The following is a 16,399-nucleotide window of genomic DNA, read 5'->3' on the forward strand; positions in this document are numbered from 1 at the left end:
CCTCCGCTCGTCACGGCCGGGCTTGACCCGGCCAGCCACGTCTTCGCCGCACGATACGAAGGACGTGAATGCCCCGGGGCTTCGCCGCGCCGAAGCGGCTTCGGCCGCGCAGGCAGGACAAGCCCTGGCATGACGGAGTGAGTGGCGTAAGCGAGCATTCAACTAGGAAGCATTCGCAACAGTACGTTTCTGCAAATCACTCGCGACTACTCCTGTGGATCGTCACTTGATGTCCCGCCCTATGCTGCTACATCCCCGCCATGACCTCCCAGCACAATAAAACCTCAGTCGCTGCGATTTCGATCTTCGCCAGCGGCGGCATGGCGGCGGCCAAGTTCGCGGTCGGCATCGCGATCGGCTCGCTCGCGCTGATCTCCGAGGCCCTGCACTCCTCGGTCGACCTGATCGCGACCATCATCACCTGGGCGGTGGTGCGGGTCTCGGACAAGCCGGCGGACGACGAGCATCATTACGGCCATGGAAAGCTGGAGAGCATCTCAGCGCTCGGCGTTACCGCCCTGCTCTACGTGCTCGCCGGCGGCATCCTGGTCGAGGCCTACAGCCGGCTGCGCGAGGGAACCCCGCCGCCCACCATTTCGGCCGTGCCGTTCGTGGTGCTGGTGATCGACATCGTCGTCAATCTCTGGCGCGCCCGCGCCCTGCACCGGGCCGCGCGCGAGACGCGGAGCCAGGCGCTCGCGGCCGACGCGCTGCATTTCGCCTCCGACGTGCTGGGATCTTTCGCCGTGATCATCGGACTGATCCTCGCCGCCCTCGGCTTCTGGTGGGGCGATGCCGCGGCGGCTGCGGCGGTCGCCGTGATGATCGCCCTGCTCGGCCTTCGCATGGCCGGCTCGACCGTGCAGACACTGGTCGACCGCGCCCCGGAGGGCGCGCACGAAAAGGCCACCGCCGCGATCCGGAGCGTGGCCGGCGTGATCGATATCGAGCGGCTGCGGGTGCGCATGGTCGGGGCGACCACGTTCATCGACACCATCTCCAAGGTGCCGCGGACCTATCCGATCGACCGCGTCGAGGACATCAAGCGCGACGCGCAAGCCGCTGTCGAGAAGGCATTCGGCGATACCGACCTCAGTTTCACCGCCGTTCCCGTTGCGCGCGACAACGAGACCGTGCGTGACCGCATCATGGTGATCGCGCATAACTCCGGCCTCGCCGTCCACCACGTCACGGTGCACGATCTCGGTGGCAAGCTGATCGTCAGCATCGATCTCGAGGTCGACGCCGGAATGCAGCTCGACGCCGCCCACGATGTCGCCAACACGCTCGAGCGCAAGATCAAGGTGGAGTTCGGCGAAGACGTCGAGGTGGACGTCCATATTGAGCCCTTGGAACCGGAACTTCCATTCGGGGTCGACGCCACGCCCGAGCGGGTGCGGATCATCGCCGATGCACTGACCGAATATGCCGCCGGCGGCGAGATCCACGACATCCACAATGTGCGCGTCCGCAACACCGACGCCGGCGAGATCGTCAACTTCCACTGCCGCGCCGCGCCGTCGATGAGCGTGATCAAGGTGCACGAGCATGTCGACGCCATCGAGCGAGCGCTGCGGCGCGCGTTCCCCAACGTGAAGCGCGTGATCAGCCACGCCGAACCACCGCGCGCGTGACGAAGCAAATGCGACGAGGAACGTGCGAGGAGCCACACGTTCTCGTTTCGGACTCCTCGCGCCCGTGCGATTGAGGACACGCGCTGCGCAAACTGCGCATTGGATAAGAATAATTTCGCGTTAACGATTCATTGACTCTCGACACCCCGCGAAATCTGGATTCAAATCGCTGTGATTCGGAAGCGATGTGGGGCTGCCTCCGAACTTCAGTTGCAAGCAGGTTTTTAGGGGGCCGAAGGCATGTCGCGTGCAGACGCCGCGAACGCGTGCGTCCAATCCGATTCGATCAAAGGATTGGCGCAGTCGATCGCGAAACCTGCCTATCATCGGCTCTTGATCGCAGAGCCGGCGCTTCGTCGCGCCGTGCCGACGCTCATCATCGCCTTTCTGATCACGATCTGCCTGGGCGCCTTCGTGCAGGTCGTCGATCAGACCCGCCAGAAGCGGCTCGTCATCCGGCACGACATCTCGGCGCTGGCCGATCTGCTCGCCGAACGCATCGACCGCCTCACCTCCGTACGGCAGGAGCGGCTCAAGAACATCGAGAGCCTGCCGACGCTGCTGCCGGATATGATCCCGTCCTGGGGCGCGCTCTCGGGCCGCCACGTCGTCGTCACCTCGGCCGGCATCGACCGTCGCGTCCTCGCCCGTATCCCGGTCGACAGCAGCCCCTCAGGCAACGACCGCCTGCTGGACGCCATCACGACGGCACAATTGCTCGCGGCGCCGACGCGCGACGGCGACGTTTCCGACATGACGCTGCCGAGCGGCAACGCCGCGATGGCGACCTCGCGGCAGATCAAGTCGCTGCCCGGCTTCGTCACCGTGATCCAAGAGCGCAACGAGCCGATCTGGGGCTCGGACGCAGCGCTCTCGGTGACGCTGTCGGCAACCACGGGCTTCGTCGTCCTGATCCTGGGCTTCGCCTTCCACTGGCAGTCCACCCGCGCCCGCGAAGGCGACCTCATCAACGACGCCGTGCGCGGCCGGATCGATACCGCGCTCAACCGCGGCCGCTGCGGACTGTGGGACTGGGACCTGTCGCGCGGCCGGATCTTCTGGTCGCAGTCGATGTTCTCGATGCTGGGCCTCGACGGCCGCCACGAGCTCCTCACCTTCGGCGAAGTCAACGCGCTGGTGAAGTCCGACGACATCGACCTGTTCGCGATCGCCGACCAGCTCATTTCCGAGAAGATCGACCACATCGACCAGACCTTCCGCATGCAGCATGTCGACGGCCACTGGATTTGGCTTCGCGTCCGCTGCGAAAAGACGCGCGGGGCGACCGATTCCAGCGTGCACCTGATCGGGATCGCCGTCGACATCACCGAGCAGAAGAGCCTCGCCGAGCGGACGGTGGAAGCCGATCTTCGTCTGCGCGACGCGATCGAGACCATTCCGGAAGCCTTCGTGCTGTGGGACGCCAGCGACCGCCTCGTACTCTGCAACTCGCACTTCCAGCGCCTGCACAAGCTGCCGGACAGCGCCGTCATTCCCGGCACCTCCTACGAGACCGTGCTGGAGGTCGGCCGCATGCCGGAGGTGCGCACCCGTCACAACGAGACCGCTGCCCAGGCCCCCGGCGCGCGCACCTTCGAGGCCCAGCTCGACGACGGCAGCTGGCTCCACATCAGCGAGCGCCGCACCAAGGACGGCGGCTACGTCTCGGTCGGCACCGACATCACCCGCATCAAGGAGCACGAGCAGAAGCTGGTCGACAACGATCTGCGCCTGCGCGCCACCGTCATCGACCTGAAGCGTTCGCAAGCCGCGCTGGAGCGCCAGGCGATCGAGCTCGCCGACCTCGCCGAGAAGTACCAGCGCGAGAAGACCCGCGCCGAGGAAGCCAACCAGACCAAGTCGAAATTCCTCGCCAATATGAGCCACGAGCTTCGCACGCCGCTCAACGCCATCATCGGCTTCTCCGAGATCATGGGCTCGGGCATGTTCGGCGAGCTGGGAAGCGAGAAGTACCAGGAATACTGCCAGGACATCCTGACCAGCGGGCACTATCTGCTCGAGGTCATCAACGACATCCTCGACATGTCCAAGATCGAGGCCGGCCGCATGAAGCTCGACATGGAAGAGCTCGACCTTGCGAAGACGCTCGCGGAATCCCTGCGGGTCGTTACCGGCCGGGCCCAGGACAAGCGCCTGACGCTCGATGCCGACATCGAAACGTCGATCTCCGTCGTCGCCGACCGCCGCGCCACGAAGCAGATCATCGTCAACCTGCTCTCCAACGCGGTGAAATTCACGCCCGACGGCGGACGCATCGTGGTGCGCAGCCGGCAGCTCGAAGACCGGATCGTGCTGATGATCGCCGACACCGGCATCGGCATTGCGCCGCATTCGCTGGCGCGGCTCGGCCGCCCGTTCGAGCAGGTGGAGAGCCAGCTCACCAAGACGTATCACGGCTCCGGGCTGGGCCTCGCCATCGCCCGCTCTCTGGCGCAACTCCACGGCGGCTCGATGCGGCTGCGCTCCAGGCTCGAGGTCGGCACCGTCGTACGCGTGACCCTGCCGCGCGACGCGATCAAGGCGTCCAAGATATCGGCTGCAGCTTAGCCCCTAGAGCTGCAGCGACGGCGCGACTTCGCGGGCGACATTGACCAGCGCCGCGATCAACGGCGTCATCGGATCGCGCTGCGGGATCACCATGCCGATGCTGTAATTGACGTCGGGATCGGTAATCGGGATCGAGCGTACCGTGTCGGACAGGCCGAGCGTCTCTGCAAGCTTGGCCGGCATCACGCTCGCCCACCGCCCCGTCTTCACATGCGTGAACAGCACCAGCAGCGAGTTCGAGGTCAGCGTCGGCGTCGCCTCCGCGCCGACGGAGCGCAAGGCGCGATCGATGATGCGGCGGTTCTGCATATCGGGCGTCAGCAGGCACAGCGGCACCTGCCCGACCTCCTTCCATGTCACCGTCTCGCGGTCGCCGAACATCGCATCCGGCGCGGTCAGGAGGCGATAGCTCTCATTGTAGAGCGGAATGGTGCGCACCTTGCCGATCGGCTCGTTCTCGATATAGGTCAACCCCGCATCGACCTCGAGATTTTCCAGCAGCCCCAGCACTTCCGATGAAGTCGTCGACCGGATGCTGAAACGCACCTCGGGATGCCGGGCGCGAAACGGTGTCGTCAATGAGGCCACCATGCCGAGCACGGTGGGGATCGCCGCGATGCGGATCTCGCCGGAGAGCTGATGCTTCAGCCCGTTGATCTCGTCGCGCATCGCCCGGGCATCGCCCACGATCCGCCGCGCCCAGTCGAGCGCGCGCTCGCCTTCCGGAGTAAACCCCTGGAAGCGCGAGCCGCGCTGGACCAGCATCACGCCGAGGATTTCCTCGAGCTGCTTGAGACTGGTCGACATCGTAGGTTGCGTCACGCCGCAGACCTCCGCCGCGCGTCCGAAATGACGCTCCTTCGCCAGCGCCAGCAGTAATTCAAGCTTGTCGATCAAGCGGGCGTCCCCTCGAATTCTGACCTGGCATGCAAACTAGCACGCCGAGCCCGCACCAACACGCGAAAAACCGGCGGCCGACCCAACCTTCATCGACGATTCGTATCGAGCGATTGCGCCTGCTAATCGATCGGAATTCGCAATCGCCGCACGGGACGGCTTTATTGATCTTCGAATGATTCCAACTAGTTTGGCCTGAGGAAACGCTCAGGTTGAGAACGAAGAATGACAGCGATTTACGAACCTTGGGACGAGACGCGCGGCGCTGAAATCATCGCCGCACATGCCGACCAAGAGGGCGCGACGCTGGTCATCTTGCACGCGCTTCAGCAGGCGTTCGGCTATGTGCCGGAGGCGGCCATTCCCAAGGTGGCGCAAGCGCTCAACCTGTCGCGTGCAGAAGTTCACGGCGTCTTCACGTTCTATCATGATTTCCGCCACAAGCCGGCCGGCCGCCACGTGCTGAAGCTCTGCCGCGCGGAGGCCTGCCAGGCTGCGGGCGGCGATGCACTGGCTGCGCGCGCCGAAGCAAAGCTCGGCGTGACGCTCGGCAGCACCACGGCCGACGACAGCGTCACGCTTGAGCCGATCTACTGCCTCGGCCTGTGCGCGACCGCGCCGTCCGCGATGCTCGATGGCCGGCTGATCGGCCGGCTCGACCAGAAGCGCCTCGATGCGTTGATCGCGGAGGCACAGCTATGAGCTTGCGTCTGTTCGTCTCGCGTGACGCCGGTGCAATCGCCGTCGGCGCCGACGAAGTTGCTCTGGCGCTGGAGCAGGCTGCGGCCAGACGCGGCGTGGCGATCGAGATCGTCCGGACCGGCTCGCGCGGGATGTACTGGCTGGAACCGCTGGTCGAGGTGGCGACGCCACAGGGCCGGATTGCGTTCGGCCCGGTTACGGAGGCCGATGTGCCGTCCCTGCTCGACGCGCTCTCGAACAAAACGCCGCATCTGTTGCGGCTGGGCGCAATCGACGAGATCCCCTGGCTGAAGCGCCAGACCCGTCTCACCTTCGCGCGCTGCGGCGCGATCGACCCGCGCTCGCTCCACGACTATCGCGCCCATGGCGGCTATAGGGGGTTGGAGCGCGCATTGTCGCTCGGCTCCGATGTGATCCTCGACGAAGTCGCCGCATCGGGCTTACGCGGTCGTGGCGGCGCGGGCTTCCCGACCGGCATCAAGTGGAAGACCGTCGCTCAGGCCGTGGCCGACCGCAAATTCATCGTCTGCAACGCCGACGAGGGAGACAGTGGCACCTTCGCCGACCGCATGATCATGGAAGGCGATCCCTTCGTAGTGATCGAGGGTATGACCATCGCCGGCCTCACAGTCGGCGCGACCAAGGGCTATATCTATATCCGCAGTGAATACCCGCACGCTGTGGAAGCGATGAATGCCGCAATCGTAGCCGCCAGGCGCGGCGGCTATCTCGGCAGCAAGATTAGCAGTTCCACCCACAGCTTCGATCTCGAAGTCCGCGTCGGCGCCGGCGCCTATGTCTGCGGCGAGGAGACCTCGCTGCTGGAAAGCCTCGAAGGCCGCCGCGGCATCGTGCGCGCAAAGCCGCCACTGCCCGCCCATTACGGCTTGTTCGGCAAGCCGACCGTCATCAACAACGTGCTGTCGTTCGCGGCCGTCCCCTTCATCCTCGCCGAAGGCGCCAAGACATACGCCGATTATGGCATGGGCCGCTCCCGCGGCACGATGCCGATCCAGCTGGCCGGTAATCTCCGCTACGGCGGCCTGTTCGAAACCGCCTTCGGTGTGACGCTCGGCGAGCTCGTCGACGACATCGGCGGCGGCACCTTCACGGGCCGGCCGGTCCGCGCCGTGCAGGTCGGCGGTCCGTTAGGTGCCTATTTCCCCCGCGCGCTGTTCGACACGCCATTCGACTACGAGGCCTTCGCCGCGCGCGACGGCCTGATCGGCCATGGCGGCATCGTCGTGTTCGACGACGGCGTCGACATGCGCAAGCAAGCGCGCTTCGCCATGGAGTTCTGCGCCGTCGAGTCCTGCGGCAAGTGCACGCCCTGCCGGATCGGCTCGACCCGCGGCGTCGAGACCATCGAGAAGATCATCCACGGCGAGCGCGTCAGCGAAAACATCGCGCTGGTCGAAGACCTCTGCAACACCATGAAGTTCGGCTCGCTCTGTGCGCTTGGCGGCTTCACGCCCTATCCGGTGCTCAGCGCGTTGAAGCACTTCCGGGAGGACTTCATCCCGGTGCCGACCACGCTTCAGGCCGCGGAATAGGAGAACGACGATGGCTCTGATCGAAGAAATCGACTTCGGCACACCGCGCTCCAAGTCGGAAACGATGGTGACGCTGACCATCGACGGCAACGAGGTCACGGTGCCCGAGGGCACCTCGATCATGCGGGCCGCGATGGACGCGGGCCACCAGATCCCGAAACTCTGCGCGACCGACATGATCGACGCCTACGGCTCCTGTCGCCTCTGTCTCGTCGAGATCGAGGGCCGCACCGGCACGCCGGCCTCCTGCACCACGCCCGTCATGCCCGGCCTCGTCGTGCACACCCAGAGCGAGCGGCTGAAGAAGTTGCGCAAGGGCGTGATGGAGCTCTACATCTCCGACCATCCGCTCGACTGCCTCACCTGCGGCGCCAATGGCGACTGCGAGTTGCAGGACATGGCGGGCGCGGTCGGCCTGCGCGACGTGCGCTACGGCTATGAGGGCGAGAACCACGTTGTCGCCAAAAGCCACGGCTGCGACAACGACCACTGGATGCCGAAGGACGAGTCCAATCCCTATTTCACCTATGACCCCTCCAAGTGCATCGTCTGCTCGCGCTGCGTCCGGGCCTGCGAGGAGGTGCAAGGCACCTTCGCGCTGACGATCTCCGGCCGCGGCTTCGACAGCCGCGTCTCGCCGGGCATGAGCGAGAGCTTCCTCGGCTCCGAATGCGTCTCGTGCGGCGCCTGCGTGCAGGCTTGCCCGACCGCGACGCTGACCGAAAAGTCCGTGATCGAGATCGGCCAGCCCGAGCACTCCGTGGTCACCACCTGCGCCTATTGCGGCGTCGGATGCACCTTCAAGGCCGAGATGCGTGGCGAGGAAGTCGTGCGCATGGTGCCGTACAAGGACGGCAAGGCAAACCGCGGCCATTCCTGCGTCAAGGGCCGCTTCGCCTGGGGCTACACGAACCACAAGGAGCGCATCCTCAATCCGATGATCCGCGAACGGATCGAGGACCCCTGGCGCAAAGTGTCTTGGGACGAGGCGTTCACGTTCGCGGCCGCCAAGATGCGCGGCATACAAAAAAAGTACGGCCGCGACGCCATCGGCGGCATCACCTCCTCCCGCTGCACCAACGAAGAGACCTATCTGGTGCAGAAGCTGATCCGGGCCGGTTTCGGCAACAACAATGTCGACACCTGTGCCCGCGTCTGCCATTCGCCGACTGGCTACGGCCTCGCCACCACCTTCGGCACATCAGCCGGCACGCAGGATTTCGACTCGGTCGAGGACACCGACGTCGTCCTCGTGATCGGTGCCAATCCGGCCTCGGCTCATCCCGTGTTCGCCTCCCGCCTGAAAAAGCGGCTGCGGCAGGGCGCCAGGCTGATCGTGATCGATCCGCGCCGCACCGAGATGGTGGAATCACCGCATGTCAAGGCGCTGCACCTGCCTCTGATGCCCGGCACCAATGTCGCGGTCATGACCGCGCTGGCGCATGTCATCGTTACGGAAGGCCTCGCCAACGAAGCCTTCGTGCGCGAGCGTTGCGACTGGAGCGAATTCGAGGAATGGGCGGCCTTCGTCGCGCAGCCCAAGAACAGTCCGGAAGCCACCGCCATCCTCACCGGCGTCGATCCGAAGGATCTGCGCGAAGCCGCGCGCACCTATGCCACCGGGGGCAACGGTGCGATCTATTACGGTCTAGGGGTCACCGAGCACAGCCAGGGCTCGACCACCGTGATCGCGATCGCGAACCTTGCGATGGTGACGGGCAATATCGGCCGTCCCGGCGTCGGCGTGAACCCGCTACGCGGGCAGAACAACGTGCAGGGCTCCTGCGACATGGGCTCGTTCCCGCATGAGTTGCCCGGCTACCGCCACATCTCCGGTGACGCCGTGCGCGACCAGTTCGAGGCGGTCTGGAACGTCAAGCTCAACCCCGAGCCGGGCCTGCGCATTCCCAACATGTTCGACGCCGCGGTCGAAGGCACGTTCATGGGCATCTACGTGCAGGGCGAGGACATTCTGCAGTCCGATCCCAACACCAAGCACGTGGTGGCTGCACTGTCGGCGATGGAATGCGTCATCGTCCACGACCTCTTCCTGAACGAGGCCGCGAACTACGCCCATGTCTTCCTGCCTGGCTCGAGCTTCCTCGAGAAGGACGGCACCTTCACCAATGCCGAGCGCCGCATCCAGCGCGTGCGCAAGGTGATGACGCCGAAGAACGGCATGGCTGACTGGCAGGTCACCATCGGCCTTGCCAAGGCGATGGGCTTCGAGATGAACTACAGCCACCCATCCGAGATCATGGACGAGATCGCGGCGCTGACGCCGACGTTCGCCGGGGTCTCCTATGCCAAGCTCGATGAGCTCGGCTCGGTGCAATGGCCCTGCAATGAAAAGGCGCCGGAGGGAACGCCCGTGATGCATATCGACGGCTTCGTTCGCGGCAAGGGCAAGTTCGTCGTCACCGAATATGTCGCCACCGACGAACGCACCGGCCCGCGCTATCCGCTGCTGCTCACCACGGGCCGCATTCTCAGCCAGTACAATGTCGGCGCGCAGACGCGGCGCACGGAGAATGTAGTCTGGCACGCCGAGGACCGGCTCGAGATCCACCCGCACGATGCCGAGCAGCGCGGCGTGCGCGACGGTGATTGGGTGCGGCTGAGGAGCCGCGCCGGCGAGACCACGCTGCGGGCGGAGATCACCGATCGTGTCGCGCCCGGCGTCGTCTACACCACCTTCCACCATCCGGACACGCAGGCCAACGTCATCACGACCGACTATTCGGACTGGGCGACCAACTGCCCCGAATACAAGGTCACGGCGGTCGAGGTCTCGCCCTCGAACGGGCCGTCCGACTGGCAGAAGGCCTATGATGCGCAGGCGCGGCAGTCACGCCGCATCGCGCCGGCCGAGGCCGCGGAGTAGCCGCATGCATGTCCCGGTCCAGGCCATCCACCGAAAGTCATGGCGCGACGGCGGTGCGTCGGAGGGCGCGCGGCTGATCCCGGAGGAGACGCCGCTGGCGCTGACCTACAACGGCGGCACCTATGCCGTCATGATGGCGACGCCGCAGAACCTCGAAGACTTCGCCGTCGGATTCAGCCTGGCCGAAGGCATCGTGGGATCGGTCGACGACATCCGGTCGCTTGAAGTGGTACGCCTCGACGACGGCATCGAACTCAGGATGTGGCTGGCATCGGACGATGCCGCGCGCATCGGCGAGCGCCGTCGCCACGTCGCGGGACCCACCGGGTGCGGCATCTGCGGCATCGAGTCCATAGCCGAGGCCGTGCGCCCCGCAGCGGTCGTGCCGCACGGCCAGACCTTCACACCCGAGCAGATCATGGCGGCGATGCAGGCGATCGCGCCGCTGCAATCGATCAATCTGCAGACCCGCGCGGTTCACGCCGCCGCGTTCTGGTCCCCTGCCGGCCACATCGTCGCGCTGCGCGAGGATATCGGCCGCCACAATGCGCTGGACAAGCTCGCCGGCGCGCTGGCGCGCAGCCGCGCCGACACGCACGGGGGCATGGTGCTGCTGACGAGCCGTGTCTCGATCGAGATGGTGCAGAAGGCCGCCGCGATCGGCGCACCGGTGATGGTCGCGGTGTCCGCGCCGACTGCGCTTGCAGTGCGTACGGCGCAAGCCGCCGGCATCACGCTGATCGCGATCGCCCGGCAGGACGGATTCGAGATATTCACGCATGGCGGCCGGATCGCCGCTCGCCACGCCACGGAGGCTGCCGATGTCGCCTGACCGCCTGATCTACATGGCCAACCAGATCGGCAAGTTCTTCCAGAGCCAGGGCCTCGGCAAAGCCGTGCCGGGGATTGCCGAGCACATCAAGAAGTTCTGGGACCCGCGGATGAAGCGCGCGATCTTCGCCCATCTCGACGCCGGCGGCGCGGGTCTCGAGCCTGACGTCCGCGAAGCGCTCACTTCGTTGAAGGCGGCGTCCCTTCCAGCAGCGCCCTGAACACGCGCCGCACTTCGCTCTGCGTCTCCTTCACGCGCGCCTCCAGCGAGGAGAAATCCGGCGCGTCGCCGGCCCGCGCCATCACGCGCTGCAGATCGGTGCCGGCGGTCTCGGGCTTGAAGCGGTCGCTGACGCACAGCCGCAGGATCTGCGTGAGGTCGTGATAGAGCCGTGCGGCCGCGCGCAGGATCTCGGTTTCCGACTGCGGAAGCACGCCGAGCCTGCAGGCGTTGTCGAGCACCTGCACCGTGCTGACGTCGAGAATTTCCGGCTTTTCGTACGCGTGCACGAGCTGGAGATATTGCGCGATGAAATCGATGTCGACCATGCCGCCGGCGGCGTATTTGAGATCCCAGCAATCGGCATCGCCCTTCTCCTGGGCGATCGCGCGCCGCATGTCGGCAACGTCGTTGGCGGTGATTCCGGGGTCGCGGTGACGGGTCAGGACATCGCGGATGACGCGCTCGATCCGTATCCGGAAGTCCGGTGAAGCCGACACCACGCGGGCGCGCGTGAGCGCCATGTGCTCCCAGGTCCAGGCCTCGTTGGCCTGATAATCCGCGAACGAGACCAGGCTCGAGGCGACGGGACCGGCGCGCCCTGAAGGACGCAGCCGCATGTCGATTTCGTAGAGCACGCCGTAATTGGTGCGCGTAGTAAAAGCGCTGATCAGGCGTTGGGTGAAGCGAGCGAAATAATGCGCGCCCTGAAGCGATTTCGGCCCATCGGAGTCCGGATGGTCGCCGTCGAAATCGTAGAGCAGGATCAGGTCGAGATCGGAGGAGGCCGTCATCTCGCGGCTGCCGAGCCGGCCCATCGCGATGATCGCGGTCTCCTGTCCCTTGATGCGGCCGTGCTGGGCGGCGAAGCGTTCGGCAACGAGGCCGTGAACGGTGTGAACGATGCCCTCGGCGACATCGGCGAAGGCCGTGCTCGCCTGCTGCGCCGAGACGGTGCCGGAGAGGATCCGCGTGCCGATCAGGAACAGGCTCTCCTGCCCGAACAGCCGCAGGCGATCGAGAAACTCTTCGTATGAGCCGGCGTCCTGCACGGTCGCGGCCAACCGTCCCGACAATTCCTGCCTGTCCGGCATGGCGCCGAAGAAGCGCGGGTCGATCAGGCCATCCATCAGCTGCGGCTGCCGGGCCAGCATCTCGCCAAGCCGGGGCGCTGCGCCCAAGACCAGCGCTACCAGCGCGACGAGATCGCGGTTCTGCCCGAGCAGCGTGATCAGCCGGCCGCCGCGCTGGAGCGCCCCGAGGAAATCATCGAAGGCCACGACGGCGCGATCCGGCTCCTCGGCATGGGCGAGGCCGTCGATCAGGGCCGGAACGAACTCGACGAAGGCGCTGCGCGTCGCCTCGACGCGGAATACGCGATAGTCGCCGGTGATCCAGTCGCGCACCGTTTGCGCAACGGCGGCCGGCTTCTTGAAGCCGAGCGTTGCGAGGTGCTGGAGCAGGCGCGGATCGTCGGGACCCGCACTGTAGTCGAGCGCCGGCAGCTTGGCCGTGCCGGTCGGATCGTCGCCCTCGAACAGCTTTTCATAGTGCCCTTGCACGATCCCGAGCTGTCGCAGCAGGTCGCTAGCAAAGGCTTCGCGACCCGGATAGCCGAAGAAGCGCGCGAAACGCTCGACCGCCTCCTTGTCTTCGGGGAGCGTGTGGGTCTGCTCGTCGGCGATCATCTGGAGTCGATGCTCGACCCGGCGCAGGAATTCATACGCAATGGTCAGCTCGTCGTGCGCCGTAGGTGTGATCCAGTTGCTGGAGGCGAGAATGTCGAGCGCCTTCAGCGTCGGCCGCACCCGCAATTCCGGATGGCGGCCGCCGGCGATCAATTGCTGGGTCTGCGCGAAGAACTCGATCTCGCGGATGCCGCCACGACCGACCTTGACGTTGTGCCCCTCCACCGCGACCTCGCTTTGGCCGCGATAGGTCTGCATCTGTCGCTTCATGTCATGGACGTCGGCGAGCGCGGCGAAGTCGAGATGCTTGCGCCAGACGAAGGGCGCGATCTCGGCGAGCAAAGCTTCGCCCGCCTTGGCGTCACCGGCACAGGCACGCGCCTTGATCATCGCGGCGCGCTCCCAGGTGCGCCCCTCCCGCTCATAGTAATTCAGCGCGGCGTCCCTTGAGATCGCCACCTGCGTCGAGGACGGATCGGGCCGCAGGCGCAGATCGACGCGGAACACATAGCCGTCATAGGTGCGCTGCTGCAGGATGCGCGCCATGCCCTGGGTGACCCGGACGAAGAACGGCTGCGGCTCGATATCGGGCGCGAGCGTCGTGGCATCGGGATCGAAGAACACGATGAGATCGATATCGCTGGAATAGTTCAGCTCGCCCGCACCCATCTTGCCCATCGCGAGCACGATCAGCCCGCAGCCTTCTTCAGGTGCCTCGGGATTCGGCGGCGAAAGCTTGCCTCGTGCGGCTTCCTGCCGCAGCAGGTATTGGAGCGCCGCCTGCACCGAGGACACCGCTACATCGGTCAGTGCAGCTGTCACCCGCATCACCGGCCAGACCCCGCCGATGTCGCACAGGGCGGTGAGAAGCGCAGCCTCCGCCTTCATGCGGCGGAGCAGCCGCATCACCTCGGCTTCGTCCGTCGCGGCCAGTACCCCGCCCCTCGCCTCCGCGATCAACGCGGGCAGATGCGTATCCGGATCGCATTCGAGCAGCCGGATCAGGCGCAGCGGCTCCGTGCGCACCAGATCGAACAAATAAGGCGAGAATTCCGCGATGCCGGTCAGGATATCCCGCGCGAAGGGATGCGCCAGCAACGCTTCGAGACGGGCCAATTGCGCCGGCTCGAGTTCGGCCAGCCAAGTGTCAAAGCGTCGTTCGTCGGTTGTGGAAGCGGCAATATGGGGAGCCTCCGCGAAGCGTGCGGCGAGGCTCTCACCATGCTTGTCCGCGTTTCCCGGCGCGGAGTGGTTCATGCCACCTTCTGTGGCACATCCGGTATTGGCGGAGCAACCCTGTCGCCGGCCCCGGCGCGCGCGGGCAGCACCAGCGTGGCGACGAGACCGGGCTGGGCATCGCCCAGCTTCAACTCACCGCCATGCAATGTTGCAACCGCCGAGGCGAGGCTGAGACCGAGGCCGGAACCAGGCAGTGTACGGCTCGCTTCCAGCCTCACGAATCGTTCGACGGCATGCGCGCGGTCGGCCTCGGGTATGCCGGGACCGCGATCTGTGACACTGAGCAGCACCTTGTCGCCATCGCGCCTGGCTTCGATCGTGATTGGGCGAGCGTCCATGCTGACCACGGTTCCGCCGGTCTGTGCAACCGGCTTGCCATATTTAATCGCATTCTCGACCAGATTGGCGAGCGCCTGGCTGACCAATTCGCGATTGGCGTGGACCGGTGTCGGCTCGGCCTTGACCTTCAACGTCATGCCGTCGTCCTCGGCGAGCGGCTCGTAGAGCTCGTGGATGCCACCCGCGACCTCGGCCGCGTCAAAATCATCCATGTTGCCGCGGGCCTGTCCGGACTCCGCGCGCGCGATCATCAGCAGCGCGTTGAAGGTGCGGATCAGACCGTCGGATTCCTCGATGGTCCGTTCCAGCGCCGCGCGGTAATCGGCTTCGCAGCCCGATTGCGCCAGCGCCTCCTCGGCGCGGTTGCGCAGGCGCGTCAGCGGCGTCTTGAGGTCGTGGGCGATGTTGTCGGAGACCTCCTTCAAGCCGGCCATCAGCGCTTCGATCCGCTCCAGCATGGCATTGAGGTTTTCGGCGAGGCGGTCGAGCTCGTCACCGCTTCGCCCAACCGGAAGACGCCCGCTGAGATCGCCGGCCATGATGCGCTGCGCGGTCCCGGTCATGGCGTCGATGCGCCGGAGCACACGGCGCGCGACGAAGATGCCGCCGCCCAGACCGAGCACGACGACGATCAGGATCGACCATTGCGCCGCCTTGGCGACGATGCCGAACAGGCGACGCCGCTCGGCGAGGTCGCGGCCGATCAGAAGCCGGAAGCCGTTTTCCAATTCGGTGACACGCACCAGCGCACGATGGTCGCGGTCGTCGGCGTCCTCGATGCGCCGGTAGGCAGTCTCCGACCAGCCGCGCGTGGCCATCACGCCCGGCGCCAGCGAGCCGACATTGCCGGCGATCGACTGCCCGGTCGGTGTGGTCACGAGATAGAGGTTGGCGCCCGGCCGCAGCGCCCGATACTCGATCGCCAGCACCAGGCCGCGCAGGCCGCGGCGGCCGTAGATTTCGGAGATCTCCGAGGTCTCGGCATTGACTGTCTGCGTAATTTCCTCGGTGATCAGCCGCCGCGTATTCCAGGCGAAATAGGCCAGCAGCGAGGCCGCGAACATCGCGAACAGCAGCAAATAGACCAGCGTCAGCCGGAATGCGGTTGTGCGGACGAGTTTACCGAATGCCGTCACGGATCATGTACCCGGCGCCGCGGATCGTGTGCAGCAGCGGGCGCTCGAAGCCCTTGTCGATCTTGGAGCGCAGCCGCGAAATGTGCACGTCGATCACGTTGGTCTGCGGATCGAAATGATAATCCCAGACGTTCTCGAGGAGCATGGTGCGTGTCACCACCTGACCGGCATGCTTCATCAGATATTCGAGCAGGCGGAATTCACGCGGCTGCAGCGTCAGCTCGTCCTTGCCGCGGGCGACGCGATGCGACAGCCGGTCGAGCTCGAGGTCACCGACGCGATAGAGCGTGTCCTCGGCCGGACCGCCGCGGCGGCGCGACAGCACCTCGACCCGGGCCAGCAGCTCGGCGAAGGAATAGGGTTTCGGCAGATAGTCGTCGCCGCCGGCGCGCAGGCCCTTGATGCGGTCGTCGACCTGTCCGAGCGCGGAGAGAATCAGCACCGGTGTCGTGTTGCCCTTGTCGCGCAGCGCGCCGATCACCGACAGGCCGTCGCGCTTGGGCAGCATGCGGTCGACCACCAGCACGTCGTAATCGCCGTTTTCGGCCATGGCGAGGCCTTCCTCGCCGTCGCTGGCGTGGTCGGCAATGTGTCCGACTTCGCGAAATGCCTTCACGAGGTAGTCGGCGGATTCGCGGTCGTCTTCAATGATGAGGAGGCGCATCGTGCGTTCGGCGGCGGTCAAGGAGGTCAACCTTCTCTAAACAT

General features: G+C 65.8%; 11 protein-coding genes. 7 read left to right on the top strand and 4 right to left on the bottom strand.

Annotated features, from left to right (window positions below; all coding sequences use genetic code 11):
- Positions 1–260: 260 nt before the first annotated feature.
- Both JQ580_RS15925 and JQ580_RS15930 read left to right on the top strand, forming a co-directional pair.
- Entirely contained in the window at positions 261–1,634 is a 1,374-nt protein-coding gene (locus JQ580_RS15925; RefSeq protein WP_212281010.1) for a cation-efflux pump, read from the top strand.
- A 240-nt stretch (positions 1,635–1,874) separates the two neighbouring features.
- Entirely contained in the window at positions 1,875–4,202 is a 2,328-nt protein-coding gene (locus tag JQ580_RS15930; RefSeq protein ID WP_212281011.1) for a PAS domain-containing sensor histidine kinase, read from the top strand.
- A 3-nt stretch (positions 4,203–4,205) separates the two neighbouring features.
- Here JQ580_RS15930 and JQ580_RS15935 read toward each other — a convergent pair whose 3' ends face one another.
- Entirely contained in the window at positions 4,206–5,099 is an 894-nt protein-coding gene (locus tag JQ580_RS15935; RefSeq protein WP_106950153.1) for a LysR family transcriptional regulator, read from the bottom strand.
- A gap of 225 nt (positions 5,100–5,324) precedes the next feature.
- Here JQ580_RS15935 and JQ580_RS15940 point away from each other — a divergent pair, with 225 nt between their 5' ends.
- From JQ580_RS15940 to JQ580_RS15960, 5 genes are read left to right on the top strand one after another with little or no spacing between them, the layout of a single operon-like run.
- Positions 5,325–5,801 carry a formate dehydrogenase subunit gamma gene (locus JQ580_RS15940; protein WP_212281012.1) on the top strand — a complete coding sequence of 159 codons (477 nt, stop codon included), beginning with the start codon at positions 5,325–5,327 and terminating at the stop codon, positions 5,799–5,801.
- The gene (locus tag JQ580_RS15945) at positions 5,798–7,354 is read left to right on the top strand and encodes a formate dehydrogenase beta subunit (RefSeq protein ID WP_212281013.1); all 1,557 of its coding nucleotides are present in this window, start codon (positions 5,798–5,800) and stop codon (positions 7,352–7,354) included. Before JQ580_RS15940 ends, JQ580_RS15945 begins: the two co-directional genes overlap by 4 nt.
- A 10-nt stretch (positions 7,355–7,364) precedes the next feature.
- Entirely contained in the window at positions 7,365–10,238 is a 2,874-nt protein-coding gene (fdhF, locus tag JQ580_RS15950) for a formate dehydrogenase subunit alpha (RefSeq protein WP_212281014.1), read from the top strand.
- A 4-nt stretch (positions 10,239–10,242) separates the two neighbouring features.
- On the top strand, positions 10,243–11,070 hold the full coding sequence (gene fdhD, locus JQ580_RS15955; RefSeq protein ID WP_212281015.1) for a formate dehydrogenase accessory sulfurtransferase FdhD: 828 nt from the start codon (positions 10,243–10,245) through the stop codon (positions 11,068–11,070).
- The gene (locus JQ580_RS15960; RefSeq protein WP_212281016.1) at positions 11,060–11,290 is read left to right on the top strand and encodes a formate dehydrogenase subunit delta; all 231 of its coding nucleotides are present in this window, start codon (positions 11,060–11,062) and stop codon (positions 11,288–11,290) included. The genes fdhD and JQ580_RS15960 overlap by 11 nt, the downstream gene beginning before the upstream one ends.
- Here the strand turns inward: JQ580_RS15960 and JQ580_RS15965 are convergent.
- The 3 genes from JQ580_RS15965 to JQ580_RS15975 are packed head-to-tail and all read right to left on the bottom strand — an operon-like array spanning position 11,250 to position 16,355.
- On the bottom strand, positions 11,250–14,234 hold the full coding sequence (locus tag JQ580_RS15965) for a bifunctional [glutamine synthetase] adenylyltransferase/[glutamine synthetase]-adenylyl-L-tyrosine phosphorylase (RefSeq protein ID WP_212281017.1): 2,985 nt from the start codon (positions 14,232–14,234) through the stop codon (positions 11,250–11,252). The genes JQ580_RS15960 and JQ580_RS15965 overlap by 41 nt on opposite strands.
- Positions 14,231–15,691 (bottom strand): sensor histidine kinase, encoded by a 1,461-nt coding sequence (locus JQ580_RS15970; protein ID WP_212281018.1) that lies wholly within the window; start codon positions 15,689–15,691, stop codon positions 14,231–14,233. The genes JQ580_RS15965 and JQ580_RS15970 overlap by 4 nt, the downstream gene beginning before the upstream one ends.
- Positions 15,675–16,355, bottom strand: coding sequence for a response regulator transcription factor (locus JQ580_RS15975; protein ID WP_212281019.1), 681 nt, complete (start codon positions 16,353–16,355; stop codon positions 15,675–15,677). Before JQ580_RS15975 ends, JQ580_RS15970 begins: the two co-directional genes overlap by 17 nt.
- Between the last annotated feature and the right edge of the window lie 44 nt (positions 16,356–16,399).

The organism is Bradyrhizobium sp. SZCCT0148 (genome assembly GCF_018129985.1).
GTDB lineage: Bacteria > Pseudomonadota > Alphaproteobacteria > Rhizobiales > Xanthobacteraceae > Bradyrhizobium > Bradyrhizobium japonicum_H.

Coding starts and splice junctions, on each gene's coding strand:
- JQ580_RS15925 (WP_212281010.1), top strand. CDS start 261: ATGACCTCCCAGCACAATAAAACCTCAGTCGCTGCGATTTCGATCTTC.
- JQ580_RS15930 (WP_212281011.1), top strand. CDS start 1,875: ATGTCGCGTGCAGACGCCGCGAACGCGTGCGTCCAATCCGATTCGATC.
- JQ580_RS15940 (WP_212281012.1), top strand. CDS start 5,325: ATGACAGCGATTTACGAACCTTGGGACGAGACGCGCGGCGCTGAAATC.
- JQ580_RS15945 (WP_212281013.1), top strand. CDS start 5,798: ATGAGCTTGCGTCTGTTCGTCTCGCGTGACGCCGGTGCAATCGCCGTC.
- fdhF (WP_212281014.1), top strand. CDS start 7,365: ATGGCTCTGATCGAAGAAATCGACTTCGGCACACCGCGCTCCAAGTCG.
- fdhD (WP_212281015.1), top strand. CDS start 10,243: ATGCATGTCCCGGTCCAGGCCATCCACCGAAAGTCATGGCGCGACGGC.
- JQ580_RS15960 (WP_212281016.1), top strand. CDS start 11,060: ATGTCGCCTGACCGCCTGATCTACATGGCCAACCAGATCGGCAAGTTC.
- JQ580_RS15965 (WP_212281017.1), bottom strand. CDS start 14,234: ATGAACCACTCCGCGCCGGGAAACGCGGACAAGCATGGTGAGAGCCTC.
- JQ580_RS15975 (WP_212281019.1), bottom strand. CDS start 16,355: ATGCGCCTCCTCATCATTGAAGACGACCGCGAATCCGCCGACTACCTC.